This is a genomic window from Rhizobium sp. Leaf384, assembly GCF_001424065.1.
Classification (GTDB): domain Bacteria; phylum Pseudomonadota; class Alphaproteobacteria; order Rhizobiales; family Rhizobiaceae; genus Ferranicluibacter.
The window spans coordinates 1,410,219-1,435,077 of sequence record NZ_LMQE01000001.1 but is presented as its reverse complement, the minus strand read 5'-3'; the positions used below and the strand labels follow the sequence as shown (position 1 = coordinate 1,435,077).

General features: G+C 63.7%; 16 protein-coding genes and 2 pseudogenes. 17 read left to right on the top strand and 1 reads right to left on the bottom strand.

The features are described 5' to 3' along the window. Positions 1 to 8: 8 nt before the first annotated feature. Both ASG25_RS06535 and ASG25_RS06530 read left to right on the top strand, forming a co-directional pair. Positions 9 to 2,324 carry an ATP-binding protein gene (locus ASG25_RS06535; RefSeq protein ID WP_082479940.1) on the top strand — a complete coding sequence of 772 codons (2,316 nt, stop codon included), beginning with the start codon at positions 9 to 11 and terminating at the stop codon, positions 2,322 to 2,324. Positions 2,325 to 2,546: 222 nt separating this feature from the next. Further along, entirely contained in the window at positions 2,547 to 3,413 is an 867-nt protein-coding gene (locus ASG25_RS06530) for a GNAT family N-acetyltransferase (RefSeq protein WP_082480002.1), read from the top strand. A gap of 161 nt (positions 3,414 to 3,574) precedes the next feature. Here ASG25_RS06530 and ASG25_RS06525 read toward each other — a convergent pair whose 3' ends face one another. Then, positions 3,575 to 5,857: an NADP-dependent malic enzyme gene (locus ASG25_RS06525; protein WP_062470850.1), complete on the bottom strand. Its 2,283-nt coding sequence runs from the start codon at positions 5,855 to 5,857 to the stop codon at positions 3,575 to 3,577. 219 nt (positions 5,858 to 6,076) lie between these two features. On the opposite strand from ASG25_RS06525, the pseudogene mutS reads away from it, so the two are divergent. The 15 genes and pseudogenes from mutS to lnt form a co-directional block, all read left to right on the top strand. Further along, a pseudogene (gene mutS, locus ASG25_RS06520) lies at positions 6,077 to 8,731 on the top strand (DNA mismatch repair protein MutS); the annotation flags it as partial. A 307-nt stretch (positions 8,732 to 9,038) separates the two neighbouring features. Next, positions 9,039 to 11,885, top strand: a pseudogene (locus ASG25_RS06515) ([protein-PII] uridylyltransferase); the annotation flags it as partial. Positions 11,886 to 12,025: 140 nt separating this feature from the next. Then, a complete protein-coding gene (gene murJ, locus ASG25_RS06510; RefSeq protein ID WP_062470844.1) occupies positions 12,026 to 13,645 on the top strand; it encodes a murein biosynthesis integral membrane protein MurJ in 1,620 nt (539 codons plus the stop codon). A gap of 14 nt (positions 13,646 to 13,659) precedes the next feature. Further along, complete coding sequence (locus ASG25_RS06505; RefSeq protein ID WP_062470841.1) at positions 13,660 to 14,052, top strand: VOC family protein; 393 nt, start codon at positions 13,660 to 13,662, stop codon at positions 14,050 to 14,052. A gap of 146 nt (positions 14,053 to 14,198) precedes the next feature. Further along, the gene (gene trpS, locus ASG25_RS06500; RefSeq protein WP_062472300.1) at positions 14,199 to 15,263 is read left to right on the top strand and encodes a tryptophan--tRNA ligase; all 1,065 of its coding nucleotides are present in this window, start codon (positions 14,199 to 14,201) and stop codon (positions 15,261 to 15,263) included. Between the two features lie 75 nt (positions 15,264 to 15,338). Further along, entirely contained in the window at positions 15,339 to 15,830 is a 492-nt protein-coding gene (locus ASG25_RS06495; RefSeq protein WP_062470838.1) for a universal stress protein, read from the top strand. A gap of 209 nt (positions 15,831 to 16,039) precedes the next feature. Further along, the gene (locus ASG25_RS06490; protein ID WP_062470835.1) at positions 16,040 to 16,606 is read left to right on the top strand and encodes a NifU family protein; all 567 of its coding nucleotides are present in this window, start codon (positions 16,040 to 16,042) and stop codon (positions 16,604 to 16,606) included. A gap of 115 nt (positions 16,607 to 16,721) precedes the next feature. Next, a complete protein-coding gene (tsaB, locus tag ASG25_RS06485; RefSeq protein ID WP_062470832.1) occupies positions 16,722 to 17,393 on the top strand; it encodes a tRNA (adenosine(37)-N6)-threonylcarbamoyltransferase complex dimerization subunit type 1 TsaB in 672 nt (223 codons plus the stop codon). A 1-nt stretch (position 17,394) separates the two neighbouring features. After that, complete coding sequence (locus ASG25_RS06480; protein WP_062470830.1) at positions 17,395 to 17,895, top strand: GNAT family N-acetyltransferase; 501 nt, start codon at positions 17,395 to 17,397, stop codon at positions 17,893 to 17,895. A gap of 7 nt (positions 17,896 to 17,902) precedes the next feature. Beyond that, the gene (locus ASG25_RS06475) at positions 17,903 to 18,691 is read left to right on the top strand and encodes a lysophospholipid acyltransferase family protein (RefSeq protein WP_062470827.1); all 789 of its coding nucleotides are present in this window, start codon (positions 17,903 to 17,905) and stop codon (positions 18,689 to 18,691) included. Positions 18,692 to 18,767: 76 nt separating this feature from the next. Further along, positions 18,768 to 20,159 (top strand): tRNA (N6-isopentenyl adenosine(37)-C2)-methylthiotransferase MiaB, encoded by a 1,392-nt coding sequence (miaB, locus tag ASG25_RS06470; protein ID WP_062470824.1) that lies wholly within the window; start codon positions 18,768 to 18,770, stop codon positions 20,157 to 20,159. A gap of 39 nt (positions 20,160 to 20,198) precedes the next feature. After that, a complete protein-coding gene (locus ASG25_RS06465; protein WP_062470820.1) occupies positions 20,199 to 21,245 on the top strand; it encodes a PhoH family protein in 1,047 nt (348 codons plus the stop codon). Between the two features lie 3 nt (positions 21,246 to 21,248). Next, on the top strand, positions 21,249 to 21,764 hold the full coding sequence (gene ybeY / locus ASG25_RS06460) for an rRNA maturation RNase YbeY (protein WP_062470817.1): 516 nt from the start codon (positions 21,249 to 21,251) through the stop codon (positions 21,762 to 21,764). 12 nt (positions 21,765 to 21,776) lie between these two features. After that, positions 21,777 to 23,015, top strand: a complete 1,239-nt coding sequence (locus tag ASG25_RS06455; protein ID WP_062470814.1) for a hemolysin family protein — start codon at positions 21,777 to 21,779, stop codon at positions 23,013 to 23,015. Between the two features lie 230 nt (positions 23,016 to 23,245). Then, on the top strand, positions 23,246 to 24,838 hold the full coding sequence (gene lnt / locus ASG25_RS06450; protein WP_062470811.1) for an apolipoprotein N-acyltransferase: 1,593 nt from the start codon (positions 23,246 to 23,248) through the stop codon (positions 24,836 to 24,838). Positions 24,839 to 24,859: the final 21 nt, after the last annotated feature.

The following is a 24,859-nucleotide window of genomic DNA, read 5'->3' as shown; positions in this document are numbered from 1 at the left end:
CAAGGCGGATGAGCGAGCCTTTCAGACTGCAGCGCACGATCATCGAGCACCTGTCGCGAGCCCCTGCGGAGGAGCAGGAGGCTGTGCACGACCCGGTCCGCCCACGTGCAGCTTTCCCCGAGCTCGACATCTCCCCGCTCACCGTCGCAGACCTGCCTTCCGGCAGCACGCGTCTCAGCGCCATTCGCCCTGCGATCGCCGGTGTCGGTATCGTTGCCTCGGCCGCACTTCTTGCTGTCGGCCTGCAGACGGATCTCCTCCTGCTTCCTCTGTGCCTGGCTTTGGCGGGTCTTGCGGGGATTGCCCTTCTGTGGCGCGATGGGCGTCGCGAAGGCAGCGCGCTAGCGGAAGGGGCGGGCGACCGTGCGTGGGAGGCGCGCGAAGCAAGCACGGCAAGGTTTTCGCTCCATGATGCGCTCGGTGACATGGCCATTCTGCGCGATGCGAAAGGCCGCATTCTCGAGGCGAACGAAACCTTCCGCGCGCTGACCGGTTCGCCGGCGCCCGAAGGTCGGGAGTGCGCGGCCTTCGGGCTTGATCTGCGCCCGATCGGCACCTCGGGTCGCTACACGGTCGAGTTCCGGACGGCGGAAGGGTCGCGCTGTTACGACTGGCACGATGTGCTGACCCGCGACCCCGGGTCGGGCACCCTGCGCATCATCAGCGTCGGCCGCGATATCACCGACAATGTCAGCGCGGCGCGCAACAACGAAGCGGCGCTGCGACGGGTCGAAGCCGAAAGCCAGGCAAAATCCCACCTTCTGGCCACCGTCAGCCATGAGATCCGCACGCCGCTTTCCGGTATTCTCGGCATGAGCGACCTTCTCGACCAGACGCGGCTCACGCCGCAGCAGGCAAACTATCTTGCCGGCATGCGCCAGTCCGGCCATGACCTCGTACAGCTCGTCGACGATCTGCTGGATTGCGCCTCCATGGAGGCCGGGCGGTTCGTTCTGCGCCCGACGCGGCAGGATCTGCGTCCGCTGATCGAAAGCGTGGTGGAGATGCTGTCGCATCGCGCGCACGCCAAGGGAATCGAAATTGCGTCCACGATCGCGGCAGACGTGCCTGATATGCTGTCGATCGATGGACCGCGCCTGAAGCAGATCCTGTTCAACGTCGTGGGCAACGCCGTCAAGTTTACGACGACCGGGGGCGTGCTCGTCAGCTGCGCCGAGCAGCAGGGTACGCTCGTGCTGCGTGTCACGGACACCGGGCCCGGCATGACGGCCGGCGATCAGTCCCGCATCTTCGACGCCTTCGAACAGGCTGGCACGACGGCCGCACAGGCGGGCGGCACCGGTCTGGGCCTTGCCATATCACGACGGATCGCGCAGGCGTTCGGAGGCGATATCTCCGTCTCCAGCCGCTTGGGGTCGGGCAGCCTCTTTGAAATCCGCTTTCCCCTGCAGACCTCGCGCCTTCCGCTCGCTTCGGCCCGCAGCCGCACGCTTTCCACGTCCCGTGTCCTGCTGATCGCGCCAAAGGGCCCAGCATCCGATGCCCTGGCCGCAACCGTCGAAACGCTTGGCGGTCGCTGCCGCGTCGCCTCGACAGCGGCCGAGGCCGAGCGCCTCCTGCAGGCGGCAACGGATGCAGAGAATGGCGAGCGGTTGACCGACCTCATCGTTGATCATCGCTGTGCCGCCCTTTTCCGCAAGATCTGCAGCGAGAGGCCCGATCTCGACGCCGTCCCGCTGCGGCGGACCTATCTGGCCAATCCGGAAGAGCGCATCCAGCAACCTTTGCACCAGACCGACGGGTTCCATGCCTGGCTCATTCGCCCGCTGCGGGAGCGCTCGCTGGTGGCGGTGCTCAAAGGCCAGCTGAAGGGCATGGAGGTTCGGGACGCCATCAATGACAATCGTCCGATCCTTCGGGATGCCGTCGACGTCGCATCCACCTTTGTCCCCCATGTCGAGCCGACCGTCCTGCTGGGCGAGGACGATCCGATCAACGCCGCGATCCTGAAACGCACGCTGGAGCGCGCCGGACACGCCGTACGCCATGTCGTGGATTTTGCCGCCCTTGACGAGATGCTTATACGGACATCGCCCGCGGCGACCATAGACGGACCCGCACTCAAGATCCTGATCACGGACCTCAACATGCCATCTGGCGACGCGCTGACGATGCTGCGGCATCTGCGTCTGCGCGAGCAGGCGACAGAGGGCCGCTCGCGGCTTCCCGTCATCGTGCAGACGTCCGACCGTCGACCTGAAACCCACAGCGCCTTGCTTCAGGCAGGTGCGGACGCCATTCTCGCAAAGCCCGCCGATCCCCGGCAGCTGGTGGAGCTGGTCGCTCGATTGATTGCCGGCTAATGAGTGCTGCTCAAGCCTTGTCACGGTCTTGTTGCAGTGACATGCTTAAACGCCTGCAGGAAGCGGACTGACACCGCCGCCGGGGCGTGATTCGGGAAATGGCGGGAAAATACCCGTCCTCTTTCCCCGGCGTTCGCGGTTTACGTGCAGGCGCGTGCTCGCGATTAGGGGTAATCTGCGATGACGATCGAAATTCTGGAATCCATCTCGGCACTGCGCACCATGTCCGTGCCCGTGGCGAGCCCGACCCTTGTGCGGGCCCGCCCGTCACGCGAGACGGCACCGGCCAGCGACGTTCTGGGTCGCATCGGGCCGCTCGAAACACGGATCGCCCGTACCCCTTCGGAAATCGATGCCGCACAGGCCCTGCGCTACAAGGTGTTCGTGGAGGAAATGGGCGCCCGCATCCCGGCGGATGCCGCCCGGATCGGCCGCGACGTCGATGGCTGGGATGCCGTCTGCGATCATCTCCTCGTGCTCGACACGTCGCTTCCAGGGCAATCGGAAGCCCAGATCGTCGGAACCTACCGCCTTTTGCGTCAGGACGTCGCGGCGGCCGCGCAAGGCTTCTATTCGGCATCCGAATTCCTGGTTGATCCCATGATCGCCCGTCACCCCGGCAAGCGGTTCATGGAACTCGGCCGCTCCTGCGTCCTGCCGTCCTATCGTACCAAACGGACCGTGGAGCTTCTGTGGCAGGGCAATTGGGCCTATGCGCTGAAGCACGGCATCGATGCGATGTTCGGCTGCGCCTCGTTTCCCGGCACCGTTCCCGAACATCACGCACTGGCGTTGTCCTTCCTGCACCACACGGTGCCAGCCAGCGGCGACTGGCAGGTGGCGGCGCGCCCGGAGCTTTACCGCGTCATGGACCTCATGCCGGTCGAGGCGATCCAGGCCCGCGCCGCGCTTTCGGCCATGCCGCCGTTGATCAAGGGATATCTGCGCATCGGCGCCATGGTCGGTGACGGTGCCGTTGTCGACGAAGCGTTCCGCACCACGGACATCCTCGTCGTCCTGCCGATCACCAATATTGCCGGCCGGTATCTCAACTACTACGGCGCCGACGCGACCCGCTTCGCACTCTGAGGGCGTTGATCCACCTATCTTTGCAGATGATTGAGGCTTGAAGAGAGAGACCTGGGAAATCCCGAGGTCTGCGATCTCACCGCCCGGCGGGATGGAAGCATCCACGGATCTGATGCCTTCCCGCAAGGGAAGGCATTGTACGCTGTATCGGGGGCCCGCCTTCACCCCGCATTGTAGGCGGCCAGCGCCGCCATGTTGACGATCTCGGAATCCTTGGCCGTCAACGAGACGATCTGTACCGGTTTGTCGAGGCCGACCAGCAGCGGGCCGATGATCGTGGCGCCGCCCAGTTCCTGCAGCATCTTGGTCGAAATGGAGGCGGAATGAAACGCCGGCATCACGAGGACCGTTGCAGGGCCTGAGAGACGGCAAAACGGATACTGCTCCATGGCCTTCATGTTCAGTGCCACATCGGCCGCCATTTCCCCGTCATACTCGAAATCGACGCGCCGCCGGTCAAGGATCTTCACGGCCTCGCGGACCCGATCCGACCGCTCGCCGTGGGGATGCCCGAAGGTGGAATAGGCCAGCATCGCCACGCGCGGGATGTAACCGAGGCGTCGGGCGAGACCTGCAGCTTCCACGGCAATATCGGCCAGCTCTTCGGACGACGGCATGTCATGCACCGCCGTGTCCGCGACCAGAACCGTGCGGCCCCGGCAGAGCGCGATGGAAACGCCGATGACCCGATGTCCCGGCTTGGCGTCGATGCAGCGTCTGACGTCGTCGAGGGCTGTCGAGTAGTTGCGGGTGATCCCCGTGACCATGCCGTCGGCATCGCCCAGGGCGACCATGCAGGCGGCGAAGTGGTTACGATCATTGTTGATCAGCCGCTGGGCATCGCGGAACAGGTATCCCTCGCGCTGCAGCCGGGCATAGAGATAATCCGTATAGGCCCCGGTGCGATCGGAAATCCGGGCATTGACGAGCTTGATGCCCGGCCGATCGAGGTCGATGCCTTCTCGTGCTGCGGTCTCGCGCATGCGGTCCTCGCGGCCGAGCAGCAGCGCGGTACCGAGCTTCTGATTGGCATAGGCGAGGGCCGAACGCATCATCGGCAGTTCCTCGCCCTCGGTGAAGACGATGCGCTTCGGCGCAAGCCGCACCCGCTCGTAGATCCGGGCCAATGTCGAGGCGATCGGATCGCGACGCATCGAGAGCTGGTGGCCGTAGGCAGCGAGATCGGCAATCGGCTTGCGGGCGACGCCGCTCTCCATCGCCGCTTTCGCGACGGCGACCGGAATAGACGAGATCAGGCGCGGGTCGAACGGGACGGGTATGATATATTGCGCGCCGAACCGAGGACGGTTGCCCTGATATGCCGCCGCGACGTCGTCGGGCACATCTTCCTTGGCAAGGCTCGCGAGTGCCCGGGCAGCGGCGATCTTCATGTCCTCGTTGATCGTGGTTGCCCGTACGTCCAGCGCACCGCGGAACATGTAGGGGAAACAGAGGACATTGTTGACCTGGTTCGGATAGTCGGAACGCCCGGTCGCCATGATGGCGTCGTCACGGATGGCGGCGACGTCTTCCGGCGTGATTTCCGGATCGGGATTGGCCATCGCAAAGATGATGGGACGCGGGGCCATGGAGCGGATCATGCTTTCCGAGAAGGCGCCCTTCTGCGACAGTCCGAGGACGACGTCTGCGCCGTCCATGGCCTCTTCCAGCGTCCTCCTGTCGGTCTTGACCGCATGCGCCGACTTCCACTGGTTCATGCCCTCGGTGCGACCCTGATAGATCACGCCCTTGGTGTCGCACATGATGATGTTTTCGGGCGCAAAACCAAGCGACTTGACCAGTTCGACGCAGGCGATGGCCGCGGCTCCCGCGCCGTTGCAGACGAGCCGGGTTGTCTTCAGGTCGCGGCCGGTCAGTTCGAGCGCATTGATCAGGCCGGCCGTCGCGATGATCGCGGTGCCGTGTTGGTCGTCGTGGAAGACCGGGATGTCCATGATCTCGCGCAACTTCTGCTCGATGATGAAACATTCCGGGGCCTTGATGTCCTCAAGGTTGATGCCGCCGAATGAGGGCCCAAGGTAGCGCACGCAGTTGATGAAGGTATCGGCATCTTCCGTGTCGACCTCGAGGTCGATGCTGTCGACATCGGCAAAGCGCTTGAAAAGGACCGATTTGCCTTCCATCACGGGCTTGGAGGCAAGCGCGCCGAGATTGCCGAGGCCCAGAATGGCGGTGCCGTTGGAGATGACAGCAACCATGTTGCCGCGGGTCGTGTAGTCGTACGCAGTAGCCGGATCGGCCGCAATCGCCTTCACGGGGACGGCGACCCCGGGCGAATAGGCCAGCGACAGGTCGCGCTGCGTTGCCATCGGCTTCGTCGGCGTGATTTCGAGCTTGCCGGGGCGCCCCTGCGCGTGAAAATCCAGCGCTTCCTGATCGGTGACGGCTGTCCCGCCTGCACGGGCCTTGCGTTCGTTTGCCATGTCGATGCTCCCTCGGATCCCTCAAGCTTCTGTGGGCGGCAACCTCCAGCCGCGCTTTCTTGTTGTCTTCTATAGACGCCGTTCGCTAGGGTGACACTGTCTTTTTGGCCGGTGAACGGCTTTTTTAGCGAGACCTGGTAGACTTTGACGACACATTTCCCATCAACGACCGAAGCAACGGTTGCGCCACCCTCCATGGCTCCGGACGTGCGCGTGCAGGCGACGCCGATGATGGAACAGTATATCGAGATCAAGGCCAATAACCCCGGATCGCTCCTGTTCTATCGCATGGGCGATTTCTACGAACTGTTCTTCGACGATGCGCTGGAAGCCTCCCGCGCGCTCGGGATTGTCCTGACGAAGCGCGGCCAGCATCTCGGGCAGGACATTCCCATGTGCGGCGTGCCGATTCACGCAGCCGACGACTATCTCCAGAAACTGATCGGTCTTGGTTTTCGGGTTGCCGTCTGCGAGCAGACGGAAGATCCGGCCGAGGCACGCAAACGAGGCTCGAAGTCGGTCGTCAAGCGGGACGTCGTGCGTCTTGTCACGCCGGGAACCATCACCGAGGAAAAGCTGCTCGTCGCGTCGGAGAGCAACTATCTGATGGCCATGGCCCGCCTGCGCGGCAGCGCCGAGTCGGTCTTCGCGCTCGCCTGGATCGATATTTCCACAGGCATCTTCCGGCTTTCCGAGACGACGGAAACACGGCTTCTCGCCGATATCCTGCGCGTCGAGCCGCGCGAGCTGATCCTTGCCGATACGTTGTTTTACGACCCCGAGATGCGACCCGTGCTCGACGTCATCGGTCGCGTCGCGGTTCCTCAGCCGGCCATTCTGTTCGACAGCGCAACCGCCGAAAATCGTCTGGCGCGCTATTACGGCGTCAAGACCCTCGATGGTTTCGGCCAGTTCTCGCGCGCCGAACTGGCTGCCGCCTCGGCCGCCGTCGGCTATGTCGAGAAGACCCAGCTTGCCGAGCGTCCGCCGCTCGACATTCCCGAGCGCGAAAGTGCCGCCTCGACCCTCTTCATCGATCCTGCCACGCGGGCAAACCTGGAGCTGGTGAAGACACTCTCGGGCAGTCGGGATGGCTCGCTTCTGCGGGCTCTGGATCGAACGGTGACCGGCGGCGGCGGGCGGCTTCTCGCCGAACGGCTGATGTCGCCGCTGACCGATCCGGACCGCATTCGCGCGCGTCTCGATTCGATCGCGACGATCCTCGCTCAGCCGTCGCTTTGCGCGGATATGCGTGCAGCGCTGAAGCATGTGCCAGACATGCCGCGCGCGCTCTCGCGGCTTTCCCTTGGGCGCGGTGGGCCGCGGGATCTCGGGGCCGTGCTCATCGGTATTCGTACCGGGTCGGAGATCGCTCGGCTGATCGGCCGGTCCGAGCTTCCCGCTGAACTGGAGGCCGCACGTGGCGCGCTTGCGCGGCTGCCGTCCGAGCTTTCCGAGAAACTCGCCGGCATGCTCGCCGATGACCTGCCGCTTCTCAAGCGGGATGGCGGCTTCCTGCGCGATGGCTGCCACCCCGAGCTCGACGAGATGCGTGCTTTGCGCGATCAGTCCCGCCGGGTGATCGCCGCGCTTCAATTGAGCTATGCCGAGGAAACGGGCATCCGCTCGTTGAAGATCAAGTATAACAACGTGCTCGGCTACTTCATCGAGGTGACCGCCGGCAACGCAGGACCGATGACGGAGGGTGAGGGCGCCAAGGCCCGTTTCATCCATCGCCAGACCATGGCGAACGCAATGCGCTTCACCACCACCGAGCTTGCCGATCTCGAGACCAAGATCGCCAACGCAGCCGATCGTGCGCTCGGCATCGAGCTTGTCGCGTTCGACAGCATGGTCGAAGCCGTCATCGCCGCGGCCGAGGATATCAAGGCGGCCGCGCTGGCGCTGGCCGTTCTCGACGTGTCCGCCGGCCTTGCGGTGCTGGCAGAGGAACAGGATTACCGACGTCCCACGGTCGACACATCGAAGATGTTTGCGATCGACGGCGGCCGGCATCCGGTGGTCGAGCAGGCGCTTCGCCGGCAGGCATCGGCCGCCTTCGTCGCCAACACCTGCGATCTCTCGCCCCTGTCGTCGGAAGGCGACGGTGCGCTTTGGCTGCTGACCGGTCCCAACATGGGCGGCAAGTCGACATTTCTGCGCCAGAACGCCTTGATCGCCATCATGGCGCAGATGGGCTCCTATGTGCCCGCCGCAAGCGCCCATATCGGCGTCGTCGATCGCCTGTTTTCCCGTGTCGGTGCTTCCGACGATCTGGCGCGGGGACGGTCCACCTTCATGGTGGAAATGGTCGAGACGGCCGCCATCCTCAATCAGGCAACAGATCGCTCGCTCGTCATCCTCGACGAGATCGGCCGGGGTACCGCCACCTTCGACGGCCTGTCGATCGCCTGGGCGGCCGTCGAGCACCTGCACGAGGCCAATCGGTGCCGGGGCCTGTTTGCCACGCACTTCCACGAGCTGACCGTTCTCTCGGAAAAGCTGAAGCGTCTCTCCAACGTCACCATGCGCGTCAAGGAATGGGACGGCGACGTGATCTTCCTGCACGAGGTGGGGCCAGGCTCCGCCGATCGCTCCTACGGGATCCAGGTCGCCCGCCTGGCCGGGTTGCCGGCGGCTGTCGTCGCGCGGGCAAAGGACGTGTTGGCAAAGCTCGAGGACGCCGACAGGAAGAACCCCGCAAGTCAGCTGATCGACGACCTACCTCTCTTTCAGGTGGCGATCCGCCGGGAAGAGGGTGCCCGCGCCAAGCCATCTGCAGTCGAGGACGCGTTAAAGCGGCTCAACCCCGACGACATGACGCCGCGCGAGGCGATGGATGCGCTCTATGCCTTGAAGAAGCAGCTCTCGTGACGCCCTGGACGAATGTCGGCGCTGTACGCGATCCGGTGCGGCCTGGCTTGACGTGTCCGCCATGTCGCGAGCATATCCAGCCCAGGGTCAGGCAGGCAGCCTAGGAACGCCTTCGAAAGGGCGCAATTGCCCGATTGGAAGCATTGCCCGATGGGAAGCAAGGGGTCTGCCGAGCTGGAAACGTCTTGGCAATCGTTTTGCCTTATAGTCGCTTGAGGCCTCGTGGAAATCGAGGTCGGGCGCAAACGACGATCGAGCCGCGACCGGTGGCCCATGGACGCCGGGACGGCGGAAGGTTCGGAGTGTGATGCCAAAGGAGCGGCACGCAGCTATCGCGCGCCCGGACTATATCCGGCCGGCGCCAAGGAGACAGGACATCGACTTCAGCGACATCCTGGACATCACAGCCCTCAAGGCCAAGGTGGATTTCATCGCGTCGGCACATGCCGAGCAGCGCGATCCCATGCGTCAGGCTCTGCTGGCCACCCTCAAGGACGCCAACGCCCGTGGACGGGCCAAAGCCTACGAACTTCTGAAAAAGGACGGCGGCGGGCTTGCCTGTGCGGCACGCATTTCCTGGCTTCAGGACCGATTGATCGCGATCCTGCACGATTTCGTGCTGAACCACATCTTCAATGCCGCAAGCGTGCCCCCCTCTCTGCAGATCGCCGTGGCGGCCGTCGGCGGCTATGGCCGCGGCACGCTGGCGCCCGGTTCCGACATCGATCTCCTGTTCCTGCTGCCGGCCAAGAAGCTGCCTTTCTGCGAGCCGGCGATCGAGTACATGCTCTATCTCCTGTGGGACATGGGCTTCAAGGTCGGCCACGCCACCCGCACGGTCGAGGAGTGCATCCGTCTTTCGGAAGAGGACATGACGATCCGCACCGCCATTCTCGAAGCGCGCCTGATCTGCGGCTGCGTCGGACTGGTGGACGATCTGGAAGCCCGGTTCGACGACGAGATCGTGTGCAACACCGGCCCCCAGTTCATCGCCGCCAAGCTCGCCGAACGTAACGAACGCCACCGCAAGGCGGGCGATACGCGATACCTCGTCGAACCGAACGTCAAGGAAGGCAAGGGCGGCCTGCGCGATCTGCACACGCTGTTCTGGATCGCAAAATACTATTACCGCGTTCGGGAATCGGCCGATCTCGTCAAGCTCGGCGTGCTCTCGCGGTCCGAATACCACTTGTTTCGCAAATCCGACGATTTCCTCTGGGCCGTGCGTTGCCACATGCACTTCCTGACGGGGAAGGCCGAGGAACGTCTGTCGTTCGACATCCAGCGGGAGATCGCCGAAAGCCTGGGCTATCAGGATCATCCCGGCATGACATCCGTCGAGCGCTTCATGAAGCACTACTTCCTGGTCGCCAAGAATGTCGGCGATCTCACGCGCATCTTCTGCGCGGCGCTGGAAGACCAGCAGGCCAAGGAGTTGCCTGGCTTCTCCGCGGTCATCAACCGGTTCCGCAGGCGCGTGCGCAAGATCCCCGGTTCGCTCGAATTCGTCGACGATGGTGGCCGCATTGCGCTGGCGAGCCCGGACATCTTCCGGCGTGACCCGGTCAACCTCATCCGCTTCTTCCACATTGCCGATGTCAACGGTCTGGAATTCCATCCGGCCGCGCTAAAGCAGCTGACGCGGTCGCTCGGCCTCATCACGCCGGCCTTGCGCGAAAACGAGGAGGCGAACCGGCTCTTCATTTCCATCCTCACGTCCCGCCGTGACCCGGAACTCGTGTTGCGCCGCATGAACGAAGCCGGCGTTCTCGGACGCTTCATTCCCGAGTTCGGCCGTATCGTCTCGCTGATGCAGTTCAACATGTATCACCATTATACGGTCGACGAGCATCTTCTGCGGGCCGTGGACATGCTGTCGCGGATCGATCGCGGGCTCGACCAGGACATCCATCCCCTGGCCGGCAAACTCATGCCGCAGGTGGAGGAGCGCACCGCGCTCTATGTCGCCGTTCTCCTGCACGATGTCGCCAAGGGTCGCCCGGAAGATCACTCCCAAGCCGGCGCAAGGCTCGCACGCCGTCTCGGACCCCGCCTTCGGCTGACGCACAAGCAGACGGAAACGGTTGCCTGGCTCATCGAGGAACATCTGACGATGTCGATGGTGGCGCAGACGCGCGATCTCAACGACCGCAAGACGATCCTCGACTTTGCCGAGCGCGTGCAGTCGCTCGATCGGCTGAAAATGCTGATGATCCTGACGGTCTGCGATATCCGTGCCGTGGGGCCGGGCGTTTGGAACGGCTGGAAGGGTCAGCTTCTGCGGACACTGTATTATGAAACGGAGCTTCTGCTGTCGGGCGGGTTCTCGGACGTGCCGCGCAAGGAACGGGCCGCCCATGCCGCCTCGCAGCTCTTCGACGCGCTTGCCGAGTTCAACCAGAAAGACCGCAAGACCTATTCGCGGCTCCACTATCAGCCCTACCTTCTCTCGGTGTCGCTCGATGACCAGGTGCGCCATGCCCGGTTCATCCGCGAGACGGACAAGGCCGAGCGGACGTTGGCGACCATGGTGCGCACGCATCAGTTCCATGCCATCACCGAGATCACGGTTCTCGCGCCGGACCACCCGCGCCTGCTTGCCATCATTGCGGGTGCCTGCGCTGCTGCCGGGGCCAACATCGTCGATGCCCAGATCTTCACGACTTCGGACGGACGCGCGCTCGATACGATTCTCATCAACCGCGAATTCACGGTCGATGACGATGAAATGCGCCGTGCCGCGAGCATCGGCCGGATGATCGAGGACGTGCTGTCCGGCAAGAAGGATCTGCCGGGCGTGATCGCCAGCCGCACCAAAGGGCGCAAACGCAACAAGACCTTCACCGTGCCGCCAGCCGTCACCATCAGCAATTCGCTGTCGAACAAGTTCACGGTCATCGAGGTCGAGTGCCTCGACCGGACAGGCCTCCTGTCCGAGATCACGGCGGTGCTTGCAGATCTCTCGCTCGACATCCGTTCCGCCCATATCACCACGTTCGGCGAGAAGGTCATCGACACCTTCTACGTCACCGACCTCGTGGGCGCCAAGATCACCAACGAAACGCGGCATGGCCACATCACCGCTCGCCTCAAGGCCGTGATGGCCGAACAGGCGGACGAGGTGCGCGACCGCATGCCGACCGGCATCATCGCCCAGGGGCCCGCCCCCTCGGCCCTGACGCCGGACGGCCAGATGCAGGACGGCGAAAAACCCGAAGGACGTGTACCCGAGGGTGCTGTCACCGCGCCCTTGGCCTCGCGGTCCGCTGGCCCCCGCAAGATGAAGGCCGAAGGATGAGTCTCGCACGCAAGTTTGCAACCGTCGGCGGAGCCACGCTCGGCAGCCGGCTGCTCGGCTTCGGCCGCGAAACGCTGATGGCTGCAGCGCTCGGGACGGGCCCGATGGCGGATGCTTTCTATGCCGCCTTTCGTTTCCCCAATCTCTTCCGCCGTCTGTTTGCGGAAGGGGCCTTCAACGCCGCATTCGTGCCGCTCTTTGCCAAGGAAATCGAGGCGAACGGCATCGATGGTGCGAAGCGTTTCTCCGAGGAAGTCCTCGGCGTCCTCTTCACGGTTCTGCTCGTCATCACCATCGCGATGGAACTGGCCATGCCGTTGATCGTCTCGACGATCATTGCGCCCGGCTTTGTCGGCGATACCGAGAAGTTCGACATCACGGTGAAGCTCGCCGTCGTCATGTTTCCCTATCTGATGTGCATGTCGCTGACGGCGATGCTGTCGGGCATGCTGAACTCGCTGCACCATTATTTCGCGGCCGCTATCGCGCCCGTCTTTCTCAACCTGACCCTGATCACGGCGCTCGCCTACGGTCTGTGGACCGGTGCCGATCCGCTGATGACGGCCTGGTATCTCTCCTGGGGCGTGCTGATCGCCGGCATCCTGCAGATGGCCGTGCTCTATGCGGGCGTGCGCCATGCCGGCATGCGGTTCGGCCTTCGCCGTCCGCGCTATACGCCGAATGTCAAACGCCTCCTCGTGCTTGCCTTTCCCGCCGCGGTCACCGGCGGCATCACCCAGATCAATCAGCTGATCGGGCAGATGATTGCCTCCACAAAGGACGGCGCCATTGCCGTGCTGCAATACGCCGATCGGGTCTATCAGTTGCCGCTCGGCGTCGTCGGGATCGCCGTTGGGGTTGTGCTCCTGCCCGAGCTGTCGCGCGCACTCCGCGGCGGGGCGCTCAAGGAGGCGGCGAACCTGCAGAACCGTTCTCTCGAGTTCGTCCTGTTTCTCACGTTGCCGGCCGCCGGCGCGATCTGGGTTATCTCCGACGAGATCGTCCGGGTGCTTTACGAGCGCGGCGCCTTCTCGCCGACCACCACGGCCACCGTCGCCTCGACGCTGGCGATCTACGGCCTCGGTCTTCCCGCCTTCGTCATGATCAAGGCGCTCAATCCCGGCTTTTTTGCCCGGGAGGACACCAAGACGCCGATGCGGTTCACCGGCATTTCGGTCGCGTTCAACTGCCTGCTCGCGGTCTCTCTCTTTCCGCTGTATGGGGAACGGGGCATTGCCACGGCCGAAGCTGCCTCCGGCTGGCTGACGACGGTGCTGCTCTTCGTCACGCTCGTGCGCCGCGGTCATTGGGTCTGGGAGCCAGCCCTTTTTTCCCGCGTCCTGCGCCTTCTCGCGGCAACGGCCGTCATGGCGATCGCGCTCCACTTCGCCTCGGCTTATCTTGCCGATTGGCTTACGCCGCAAGCACATCTGGTCACCCAGCTGACGGCGCTGATGCTTCTGATCGCCATGGCCATGTTGGTCTATTTCGTGATGGCCTTTGCGATCGGCGGTGCGGACGCATCGATGCTCCGCCGCAACCTGAAGCGAAAGCCGCGCCCGGAAACCGCCAAGGAGGAGGCCGAGACCAGCGTTCTGCCTCCGCCGCAGATCTGACAGCACTGGCCTCGATGCCCCAGACCATAGCCCGCATAACGCTCGTGGTGCCCGACTATGATGCTGCGATCGCTTTTTATCGCGACGACATCGGTTTCGAGCTTCTGGAGGATGTCGACATGGGGCACGGCAAGCGCTGGGTGGTCCTGCGGCCGCCGGGTGCGCGGGAAACCGCGCTGCTGATCGCCAAAGCGGACGGCACAGCGCAGGCGGCCGCCATTGGCAACCAGACCGGCGGACGTGTCGCGTTCTTCCTCCACACCGATGACTTTGCCCGAGATCACGCCGCCATGCGTGCCCGTGGCGTCGCGTTCAAGGAGGAGCCGCGACGGGAGCCCTATGGAACGGTTGCCGTCTTCCGCGACCCTTTCGGCAATCTCTGGGATTTGCTGCAGCCGGCTGGCTGACGGGGCCGGCCTGTGCGCTTGTGTCGGCGGGAATGCCTGCCGACGAGAACCACCTTGATTGTCGGGCATCGCCCGTGCATAAGCCCGGAAATCCGCCGGCCGTTCCCGCGGCAGTCCGCATGATTTCCCGCCTGATCGAGGTTTCCATGTCAAACTTTCCGCCGCTCGTCTTCTCCGGTGTCCAGCCGACAGGCAATCTCCACCTTGGCAATTATCTCGGTGCGATCCGCAAATTCGTGGCGCTGCAGGAAAACAACGATTGCATCTACTGCGTGGTGGATCTCCACTCGCTGACGGCGCAGCTCGTGCACGAAGACCTGCCGGGACAGATCCGGTCGATTGCCGCAGCCTTTATCGCGTCCGGCATCGACCCGAAGGCGCATATCGTCTTCAACCAGTCGGCCGTCCCGCAACATGCGGAGCTGGCCTGGATCTTCAACTGCGTTGCGCGCATCGGCTGGATGAACCGCATGACGCAGTTCAAGGACAAGGCCGGCAAGGACCGCGAGAACGCCTCGCTCGGCCTGCTCGCCTATCCGAGCCTGATGGCTGCCGACATTCTTGTTTACCGTGCGACGCACGTGCCGGTTGGCGACGACCAGAAGCAGCATCTGGAGCTGACGCGCGACATCGCCATGAAGTTCAACCTGGATTATCAGGCTCACATCCGCAACGGCGGCAAAGGCATCGACATCACGGTGGGCGAAGAGCCGGTGCATGCCTATTTCCCGATGGTCGAGCCCATGATCGACGGGCCGGCGCCCCGTGTCATGAGCCTGCGCGACGGCACCAAGAAGATGTCGAAATCCGACCCGTCGGACCTCTCGCGCATCAATCTTGTGGACGATGCCGAGACGATTTCGAGGAAGATCCGCAAGGCGAAGACCGATCCGGACGGCTTGCCCTCTGATGTCGAAGGTCTCGCCGGACGCCCGGAGGCCGACAATCTCGTCGGAATCTACGCCGCGCTCGCCGATCGCACCAAGGCCGACGTCCTTACCGAGTTCGGTGGCCAGCAATTCTCCGTCTTCAAGCCGGCGCTCGTCGATCTCGCCGTCAGCGTGCTCGCACCGATCACCGGGGAAATGTCGCGGCTCCTGGCCGACACCAGCCACATCGACGCCATCTTGCGCGACGGTGGCGAGAGGGCGCGGGCGCGGGCGGAGACGACGATGCGCGAGGTGCGCGACATCATCGGCTTCCTGCAATAGGCCATGCCCGGTCCCCAGCGGGGACAGGATGAAAACGGTCTTGCGAAGGACCGGCGCGAATGTCAGAGTTCCCGAATGGTCTCGACACGTCTCTCTCGTATGGAAGGTCACCGCCGAAAGTTTCTGGCGGTGATCGACGGCACGCCGGAATGCGGCCGCGCCGTTCACTATGCCGGCAAGCGCGCAAAGCATTCTTCCGGTGCGCTGGTTCTGCTCTATGTCATTCCCGATGGCGATTTTCAGCAATGGCTCGGCGTCGAGGGAATCATGCGGGCCGAAGCCCGGGCGGAAGCCGAAGCCACGCTTGCAAAGGTCGCCCATGACGTGCGCGAAAAGATCGGTATCGAACCGGAGATGATCATCCGGGAAGGGATGCCCACCGAGCAGATCTACGGATTGATCGAGGAAGACCGGGATATTGCCATCCTCGTCCTCGCCGCCGGCTCCTACAAGGATGGGCCGGGCCCCCTGGTCGCCTCCATTGCCGGCAAGACGGCCGTCTTTCCCATTCCCGTCACCGTCATTCCCGACATGCTGACGGACGAGGAGATCGACGCGCTGAGCTGACGGACGCGTTGCGCCCGGGAAGATCTTTCGGTCGCTTGGCTGTTCCTCGCGGGGACACCTCTGGTAGGCAAGCGCCCCGATCCCCATTTCATGACAAGACAGGCACCGGAGACGCATCGGGCAGCACAGGCTTGATGGCAAGGCGCCGGACGCCTATGCTTGTCAGGCATTTCTTTGACCGTCGGCCTTGACCCGACAGGAGCACTCTCATGTTCATTCAGACCGAATCGACCCCGAACCCCGCAACGCTCAAATTCCTGCCGGGCAAAGTGGTTTTGGAAAACGGCACAGCCGAATTCCGCGACGAGACCGAGGCGCGCGCGAGCTCGTCGCTGGCCGCCCGGATCTTCGATATTCCCGGCGTCACCGGCGTCTATTTCGGCTACGACTTCATTACGGTCACCAAGGCGGACGCCGAGTGGCAGCACCTGAAGCCTGCCATCCTTGGCTCCATCATGGAGCATTTCATGTCCGGCCAGCCGATCATGGCGGGGCAGGGGCGTGCCGAAGAGGCCGATCAGGAGGGCGAGTTCTTTGAGAAGGGCGACGAAACCATCGTCGCGACCATCAAGGAACTGCTGGAAACCCGTGTGCGGCCAGCCGTGGCGCAGGACGGTGGCGACATCACGTTCAAGGGATTTCGCGACGGCACGGTCTTTCTCAACATGAAGGGCGCCTGTTCGGGTTGCCCGTCCTCGACGGCAACCCTGAAGCATGGCGTTCAGAACCTGCTGCACCATTTCGTGCCCGAGGTTCAGGCCGTCGAAGCCGTCTGACCGGACGCCTGCAGACGGCTCGTCGGGCAGCGCCAGGGGCGGCGCGTCCCGACGAGAATAAGCGCTCAGGGGGTGTACCCCGGGGCGTGCATCCTGAGATGGGGCCATCTTTCGCATGATCGTTCTTGCCATCGATACCGCCGGCACGGCCTGCAATGTCGCGCTCTATGATTCCGCGCGTGGTGCGCCGCTCGGCAATGCCGGAGCCGACATCGGTCGCGGTCATGCCGAGCGTTTGATGGGTTTCATCGATGAGGCACTGGAGCGTTCGGGCCTCGAAATGAACGCGATCGATCGCGTTGCCGTGACCATCGGTCCGGGCTCGTTCACCGGCATCCGTGTCGGCGTTGCCGCAGCGCGGGGCCTTGGCCTGGCCCTCGGCATTCCAGTGGTCGGCGTTTCCGTCCTTCAGGCACAGGCGTTTTCCGTGCTGGCCGACAATCCGGGGCAATCCGTGCTCATCGTCACCGATGCGAAGCGCGAGGAGGTTTATGTCCAGTCCTTCGATGCTGCGGGACAACCGCTGACGGAAGCCGAAGCGTTGGACATTGCCACCGCCCGCACGACGTTCGGACAGTTTGCCGGGACCATCAGCGGCTCGGGCGCAGCGCTTCTGCGCGAGGATCGCGACATCCGACCGGGGGAGACGCATCCCGAAACGGCCGATATCGTCGTTGTCGCGCGACTTGGTGCGGCGCACGATCCATCCGTGGCGCTTCCAAAGCCGCTTTATCTCCGGGGCCCCGACGTCCGCTCGCAGGCGGGCTTTGCCGTGGCGCGTGCTTGAAATGGCGCTGATCGATTACTTCCTCCGCCGTCCCGAGTTCGACGTCTTTGAAATGACGGGCGATCATCTCACCGATGTTGCCCGGATCCATGGTGGCCTTTTCAAGCCCGCCTGGAGCGCCAGCGAGTTCTACAGCCTCTTGTCGCAGGAAAGCGTCTTCGGCTTCGTCGCCCGCCAGAACAATGCAAGTGTCGGGTCCGTCATGGGCGGCTTCGTGCTCACGCGCTCTGCGGGCGGCGAGGCGGAGATTCTCACCATCGGCGTCGATCCGCGCTTCGGGCGGTCGGGGCTGGGCTGGCGGCTCATGCAGGCAGCGCTCCGGCGCGCCCGGCAGGATGGGGCGGAAGCGATGTTCCTTGAGGTCGATCAGGCGAATGTCCCCGCATGGGCGCTTTATCGCCGCCTGGGCTTCCGCAAGGTCGGTGAGCGGAAAGCCTATTACAAGGCGTCCGCCCAGGACGCGTCCCCCGGCGGTGCCGATATTCTTCGTCTCGATCTCTGAGCACACGATGATCGTCTGGATCCGAGTCTTCGTCTGCGTTTCGATTCTGGTCGTGGCAACACTGTTGCTCGCACCGGTCCAGTTGCTTCTGCTTTGGCGCGATCGGCCCGCACGACGGACGCTTCCGCGTCTCTGGCATCGCATCGCCTGCCGGATGATCGGACTGCGCGTTCATGTCCATAGCACTCCCGAAGCGCGCCGCCCGCTTATGCTGGTGTCCAATCATGTCAGCTGGAAGGACATCCTGGTTCTCGGTTCGGTCGCGGACGTCGTCTTCATCGCCAAGGCCGAGGTGAAGGCCTGGCCGGTCTTCGGCCTTCTTGCCCGCCTCCAGGCAACCATCTTCGTTGCACGCGAGCAGAAGCGCACGACCGGAAACCAGGTCAACGAGATCGGCGCGCGGCTGGCGGCCGGCGAGATCGTCGTGCTCTTTCCGGAGGGCACGACCTCCGACGGCAATCGGCTTCTGGAAATCAAGAGCTCGCTCTTCGGTGCGGCGGCGGCTGCCGTCCCTTCGGTGCCCGGCGGGATCGTCCATGTCCAGCCCGTGGCGATCGCCTACACGCGGGTCCACGGCATGCCGATGGGGCGCTATCACCGGCCGATCGCCGCGTGGCCCGGCGATATCGCGCTCGTGCCCCATCTCATGGGTGTGCTTCGCGAAGGAGCCATGGATGTCGATCTGGTCTTTGGTGAAACCATCGACTATCGCGCCGACAGCCATCGCAAGCAGGTCAGCCGGGAGGTCGAGAAGCAGATGAAGTCCATGCTCCTCGCGCGTCTTCGCGGGCGGTAGGCGGGGCTGGCGTCTCTCCGGCCTGTAGAGGCCCACATCGCTTCATTTCCATCCCGAATTACGCTATGGACCGGACATGACCGACCAAACGCTCCTTACCCCCCTTTCTCATCCCGCCACGGCGCCTGTGAAGAAAGTCTTCGTCAAGACCTATGGCTGCCAGATGAACGTCTATGATTCCGACCGGATGACGGACGCCCTGGCAAAGGACGGCTACGTCGCGACGGACAATGCCGAGGATGCGGATCTCGTCCTTTTGAACACCTGCCACATCCGGGAGAAGGCGGCCGAAAAGGTCTATTCCGCGCTTGGCCGGCTGCGTGACCTCAAGAAGCGCAAGGCGGGCGAGGGGCGCGAGATGATGATCGGCGTGGCCGGCTGCGTCGCGCAGGCCGAAGGCGACGAGATCCTGCGCCGGGCACCGGCGGTCGACCTCGTGATCGGACCGCAGACCTATCACCGTCTGCCGGATGCACTGAAGCGCGTCAGCCGCGGCGAGCGGGTGCTGGAGACCGATTACGCGATCGAGGACAAGTTTGAGCACCTCCCGGCACCGGACAAGGCAAAGACACGTGCTCGCGGCGTCACGGCCTTCCTGACCGTGCAGGAAGGATGCGACAAGTTCTGCACCTTCTGCGTCGTTCCCTACACCCGCGGCTCCGAAGTCTCGCGGCCCATGGCGCAGATCGTCGCGGAAGCCGAAAAGCTCGTCTCCGCCGGCGTTCGCGAGATCACGCTGCTGGGTCAGAACGTCAACGCCTGGCATGGCGCGGTCACGGCCGGCAATGGAGGGCTGGGCGCCCTGCTGCAGCGACTCTCGGAGATCAAGGGTCTTGCCCGGCTCCGCTACACGACGAGCCATCCCCGCGACATGGACGACAGCCTGATCGAGGCGCACCGTTCGCTGCCGACGCTGATGCCCTATCTGCACCTGCCCGTTCAGTCGGGCTCGGACCGTATCCTCAAGGCGATGAACCGCCGTCACACCGCAGCCGAATATGTCGCGCTGGTCGAGCGCATCCGCCGTGCACGGCCCGACCTGGCTCTGTCGGGTGATTTCATCGTTGGGTTTCCCGGAGAGACTGACGCGGATTTCGACGACACGCTGCGCCTCGTGCGAGCCGTCGGTTATGCACAGGCATTTTCGTTCAAATATTCCACGCGTCCCGGCACGCCCGGCGCCGATCTGAAGGACCAAGTGCCGGAGGATATCAAGGCCAAACGCTTGGAAACGTTGCAGGCTTTGTTGATCGAGCAGCAACGGGCCTTCAACGAAAGCTGCATCGGGCGCACGATCGACCTGCTTCTCGAAAAGCCTGGGCGCATGCCCGGGCAGCTCATCGGTCGTTCGCCCTGGCTGCAATCGGTGAATGTTGATGCAAAGGGCGTCGAAATCGGTGACATTATCAAGGTACGAATCACCGCCGCGGGTCCCAACAGTTTGTTTGCCGACGTGGTCGACGACTGATACAATCAGGGCCTGACGACATCTCGGGAGCCCTGCCGCTTGAACGGACACGAATTGGTTTCAACCCCGCCGCGCCCATCACAGACAACGCCTGCGACAGACGCCAATCACTTCGTGCTCACATTCGAGAACAATCGCTTCGCAAGCGAACTGTTCGGACAATACGACCAGAATCTCAAGCTGATCGAGCAGCGCCTGCATGTCGAGGCGCGCCCACGCGGCAATTCCGTGGCAATTTCAGGCGATGTAACGGCGACCAACCAGGCGCGCCGGGCGCTGGATTATCTCTACGGTCGCCTGCAGAAAGGCAGCACGGTCGAGGCGTCCGACGTTGAAGGTGCCATCCGCATGGCGGTTGCCGCCGATGATCAGTTGCAGCTTCCCACCATGGAGAAGAAGGCCAAGTTGAACCTCGCGCAGATTTCGACCCGCAAGAAGACGATTGCCGCCCGTACGCCGACGCAGGATGCCTATATCCGCGCGCTGGAGCGTTCCGAGCTCGTCTTCGGCGTCGGTCCGGCAGGCACCGGCAAGACCTATCTTGCCGTCGCCTACGCCGCTCAACTGCTGGAGCGCGGTGCGGTCGATCGCATCATCCTATCGCGTCCGGCTGTCGAGGCGGGAGAACGCCTCGGCTTCCTGCCCGGCGATATGAAGGAGAAGGTCGATCCCTATCTGCGCCCGCTTTATGACGCGCTCTACGACATGATGCCGGGCGACAAGGTCGAACGGGCAATCACGGCCGGCGTCATCGAAATCGCGCCGCTTGCGTTCATGCGTGGCCGGACGCTCGGCAATGCCGCGGTCATCCTCGACGAAGCCCAGAACACGACGACCATGCAGATGAAGATGTTTCTGACGCGTCTCGGCGAAAACGGCCGCATGATTGTGACCGGTGACCCGAGCCAGGTCGACCTTCCGCGCGGGACCAAGTCGGGTCTGGTCGAAGCGTTGCAGATCCTGAAGGATGTCGAGGGCGTATCGGTCGTGCGTTTCAAGGACGTGGACGTCGTGCGTCACCCCATGGTCGCCCGCATCGTCCGGGCCTATGAGGCGCAGACGGCCGTGCCGGACGAAAGCCTCTAAACCATGCCACGTCCATCCCTGCTGCAGTTTCAAGTCAGCGTCGAGGAAGGCGGCTGGCCGGACGAGGCGGTGCTCGAGGCCTCCAGCGCCCGAATTCTGGAACATGCCGCAGCCTTCCTGGCGCGCGAGGAAGGTCAGCCCTTTCCCGAGATGATGCCGGAACTGTCTCTCGTCTTCACCAGCGATGCCGACATCCGCAGTATCAACGCCGAGTGGCGTGGTCAGGACAAGCCGACAAACGTCTTGTCCTTCCCCGCCTTTCCCGTGACGCCGGGCAGTATGCCGGGGCCGATGCTGGGCGATATTGTGCTCGCCTGGGAAACGCTCGTGCGCGAATCAGCGGATCTCGGAAAGCCTTTCGACGACCATCTGACGCATCTCCTGGTGCATGGTTTCCTGCATCTTTTCGGCTACGACCACTTGGAAACAGCAGAGGCGGAGCGAATGGAACAGCTGGAGACTCGCATTCTCTCGGGTCTTGGGATATCTGATCCCTATGGGGACAGCGATCCCGTTTGACAGTTTGGAACGATGAGCGACTTCAGATCACAGCCTGCCGTGGCTGGCAAAGACGACGCGGGCGCCTCCAATCAGGACGAACCGGGCAGTAGTAGCGCGGTGCAGGCCTATGAGGCCGAAGCCGCCGATGCCGCAAAACCGGAATCCCTGAAGCCTGAGGCGCACAAGCCGGAAGGTCACCGGCACCATACCTCCTTCTGGGCCCGCGCGGCTCGCCTGTTCCGTAGCCCGAACGGTGCGACGATTCGGGAGGATCTTGCCGATGCTCTTATGGCAGATCCAGGGACGGACGAGGTCTTCTCGCCCGCCGAGCGCGCCATGCTCAACAACATCCTGCGCTTCCGCGAAGTGCGCGTCGAGGATGTGATGGTGCCGCGTGCGGATATCGAGGCCGTCGATCAGAACATCACTGTCGGCGAACTGATGATCATCTTCGAGGAGTCCGGGCGCTCGCGCATGCCGGTCTACAGCGAAAGCCTCGATGATCCGCGGGGCATGGTGCATATCCGGGACCTTCTCTCATACGTGACGAAACAGGCACGTGCGCGCCGCCGTGGTCCGCCGCGCGTGGCTGCGTCGCCCGCGGTGGCGGCGATTGCCGCCGAGCGTCCGCAAAAGGTCCAGCGCCAGCCGCGTGCTGGAATCGATCTTGCCCGCATCGATCTCGACAAGACGGTGGAGGAGGCCGGCATCGTTCGTCAGGTTCTCTTCGTGCCGCCGTCCATGCATGCCTCCGACCTGATGCAGCGCATGCAGGCCGCGCGCATTCAGATGGCGCTCGTCATCGACGAATATGGCGGCACCGATGGGCTCGCGTCCCTCGAAGATATCGTCGAAATGGTCGTCGGCGACATCGAAGACGAGCATGACGACAGCGAAGTCATGTTCTCCCGGACGTCGGACGATATCTTCGTGGCCGACGCCCGCGTGGAACTCGAAGTCATCGCAGCTGCGATCGGTCCCGATTTCGATGTTCGCGAACAGCTGGAAGAGGTGGATACCCTGGGCGGACTTGTTTTTGCCTCCCTCGGTCGGATCCCTGCCCGGGGGGAAGTCGTCCAGGCGCTGCCGGGATTTGAATTCCAGGTTCTGGACGCTGATCCCCGTCGTGTGAAGAAGGTCCGGATCGTGCGCAAGCGCCCGCCCGCCCGCCGCCGCACGGCGGTCAAGGGTGAGGACGACACGAGCATCGAGCCGTCCCGCGCAGAAACCACCTCATCGGCAACGCCATCCCGTCCTCCAGGCGATTGACGGTCTCGCCGGAAAGGCGACAGGAGGGTCCGGAAGGCGAGCTTCATCGCCCACTTTCGGGCTCCCACACGCACAATCGGCACACTGTCGCGCGCGGCCGCATGCTCTGGGCATGCCTGATGCGTCATGAAGGGCCCGATGAAAAGGACCGGGACACCGATGAGCGCCGGACTCTGATCGGCGGGCGGCAGCGCCGGGCATCCGGATGTCGGCGAGCGGAGGCAATGCGCATGGAACGTTTGGCGGGCAGGATCATGCTCTCGTCGGGGCTGCGGCGGGCCTCGCTCGGGTTTCTGGCGGGGCTGCTCACCGTCCTTGCCCTGCCGCCCTTCAACATCTTTGCCGTTCCGTTTCTCACCTTTCCCGTTCTGGTCTGGCTGCTCGACGGGTCGTCCGGTGATCCCGAGCACGGGCCGCTGCGACGGGCGCTTCCCGCCTTTGCGCTCGGGTGGTGGTTCGGCTTCGGCTACCTCCTCGGCAGCCTCTGGTGGCTTGGCAACGCGCTTCTGGTGGAAGCCGATACCTTTGCCTGGGCGTTGCCGCTTGCCGTGGTGGGCCTGCCGGCCGTGCTGGCGATCTATTATGGCCTCGCTGCCTTCGTTGCCCGCCTGATCTGGTCCGACGGTGCAGCCCGTATTGCCGCTCTCTCCGTGGCGTTTGCCGGTGCCGAATGGCTGCGCGGCATCCTGTTCACCGGCTTCCCCTGGAACGCGATCGGAATGGCGGCCATGCCGGTTCCGCTGCTCATGCAGTCCGTCTCGCTGGTCGGCATGCTCGGCATGAACCTGCTTGCCGTCTTTGTCTATGCCGCGCCGGCGCTGGTCGGCACCCGCAAGGGCATGGGCCTTGGGCTGACGCTCGCGGCCGGTCTTGTCGCTGCCCATGTCGGCTACGGCGCCTATCGCCTTGCGCAACCCGCGCTCCCTGCACCCGAACCACAGGCCAGCGTCCGCATCGTCCAACCGGCCATCGATCAGGCCCACAAGCTGGACGATCGCGAACGGGCGTCCGTCTTCGAGGCCCATCTGGCGCTCACGGCAGCACCGGCCGAGGGCGGCAAGAGACCGGACATCATCGTCTGGCCGGAAACGGCTGTGCCATTCATCCTCACCGACAATCCTGATGCCCTGACGCGGATCGCCGATGTCCTGCAGGATGGTCAGATCCTCATTACCGGTGCCGTGCGCACCGAAGATGCCGGGGCCGGCCTGCCGCCGCGCTACTACAATTCCATCTATGTCATCGACGACCGCGGCCAGATCATCGGCGCGGCCGACAAGGTCCATCTCGTTCCGTTTGGCGAATATCTTCCGTTCGAGGATCTGCTGTCGCGCCTGGGCCTGAATGCCATTGCCGCCGCCATGCCCGGCGGCTTCTCGTCGGCGGCCTCCCGCACCATTCTCACCCTGCCGGGCGGAAGGACGCTTTATCCGCTCATCTGCTACGAGGCGATCTTTCCGGACGAGATCGGAAGTGATGCGCTCTCCACGGCAGCCTTGCTGAACATCACCAACGATGCCTGGTTCGGCGACACGCCCGGACCCTATCAGCACTTCCAGCAGGCCCGCCTGCGTGCGGTCGAGAACGGTCTTCCGATGATCCGTGCCGCCAATTCGGGTATCTCCGCGGTGATGGATGCGCGTGGAAATGTGGTCTCAGGCCTTTCTCTTGGGCAACGTGGCTTTTTCGACACAATTCTGCCCGCTCGTACCGTTTTGGTTGCGGCGCCCGAGCAACAGCGGAGGCACGCCCTCGCCTTGGTGCTGTTTATGATAGTGTCGGCAATACTTTCGCGTTTTGGTTTAGTTTTTCGGCAGAATTGACCCAAAACGCGTGAGGCTGCA

Bases quoted from the DNA above. Each gene is read 5' to 3' on its own strand.
- ASG25_RS06535 (WP_082479940.1), top strand. From the start codon at position 9: ATGAGCGAGCCTTTCAGACTGCAGCGCACGATCATCGAGCACCTGTCG.
- ASG25_RS06530 (WP_082480002.1), top strand. From the start codon at position 2,547: ATGTCCGTGCCCGTGGCGAGCCCGACCCTTGTGCGGGCCCGCCCGTCA.
- ASG25_RS06525 (WP_062470850.1), bottom strand. From the start codon at position 5,857: ATGGCAAACGAACGCAAGGCCCGTGCAGGCGGGACAGCCGTCACCGAT.
- murJ (WP_062470844.1), top strand. From the start codon at position 12,026: ATGAGTCTCGCACGCAAGTTTGCAACCGTCGGCGGAGCCACGCTCGGC.
- ASG25_RS06505 (WP_062470841.1), top strand. From the start codon at position 13,660: ATGCCCCAGACCATAGCCCGCATAACGCTCGTGGTGCCCGACTATGAT.
- trpS (WP_062472300.1), top strand. From the start codon at position 14,199: ATGTCAAACTTTCCGCCGCTCGTCTTCTCCGGTGTCCAGCCGACAGGC.
- ASG25_RS06495 (WP_062470838.1), top strand. From the start codon at position 15,339: ATGGTCTCGACACGTCTCTCTCGTATGGAAGGTCACCGCCGAAAGTTT.
- ASG25_RS06490 (WP_062470835.1), top strand. From the start codon at position 16,040: ATGTTCATTCAGACCGAATCGACCCCGAACCCCGCAACGCTCAAATTC.
- tsaB (WP_062470832.1), top strand. From the start codon at position 16,722: ATGATCGTTCTTGCCATCGATACCGCCGGCACGGCCTGCAATGTCGCG.
- ASG25_RS06480 (WP_062470830.1), top strand. From the start codon at position 17,395: ATGGCGCTGATCGATTACTTCCTCCGCCGTCCCGAGTTCGACGTCTTT.
- ASG25_RS06475 (WP_062470827.1), top strand. From the start codon at position 17,903: ATGATCGTCTGGATCCGAGTCTTCGTCTGCGTTTCGATTCTGGTCGTG.
- miaB (WP_062470824.1), top strand. From the start codon at position 18,768: ATGACCGACCAAACGCTCCTTACCCCCCTTTCTCATCCCGCCACGGCG.
- ybeY (WP_062470817.1), top strand. From the start codon at position 21,249: ATGCCACGTCCATCCCTGCTGCAGTTTCAAGTCAGCGTCGAGGAAGGC.
- ASG25_RS06455 (WP_062470814.1), top strand. From the start codon at position 21,777: ATGAGCGACTTCAGATCACAGCCTGCCGTGGCTGGCAAAGACGACGCG.
- lnt (WP_062470811.1), top strand. From the start codon at position 23,246: ATGGAACGTTTGGCGGGCAGGATCATGCTCTCGTCGGGGCTGCGGCGG.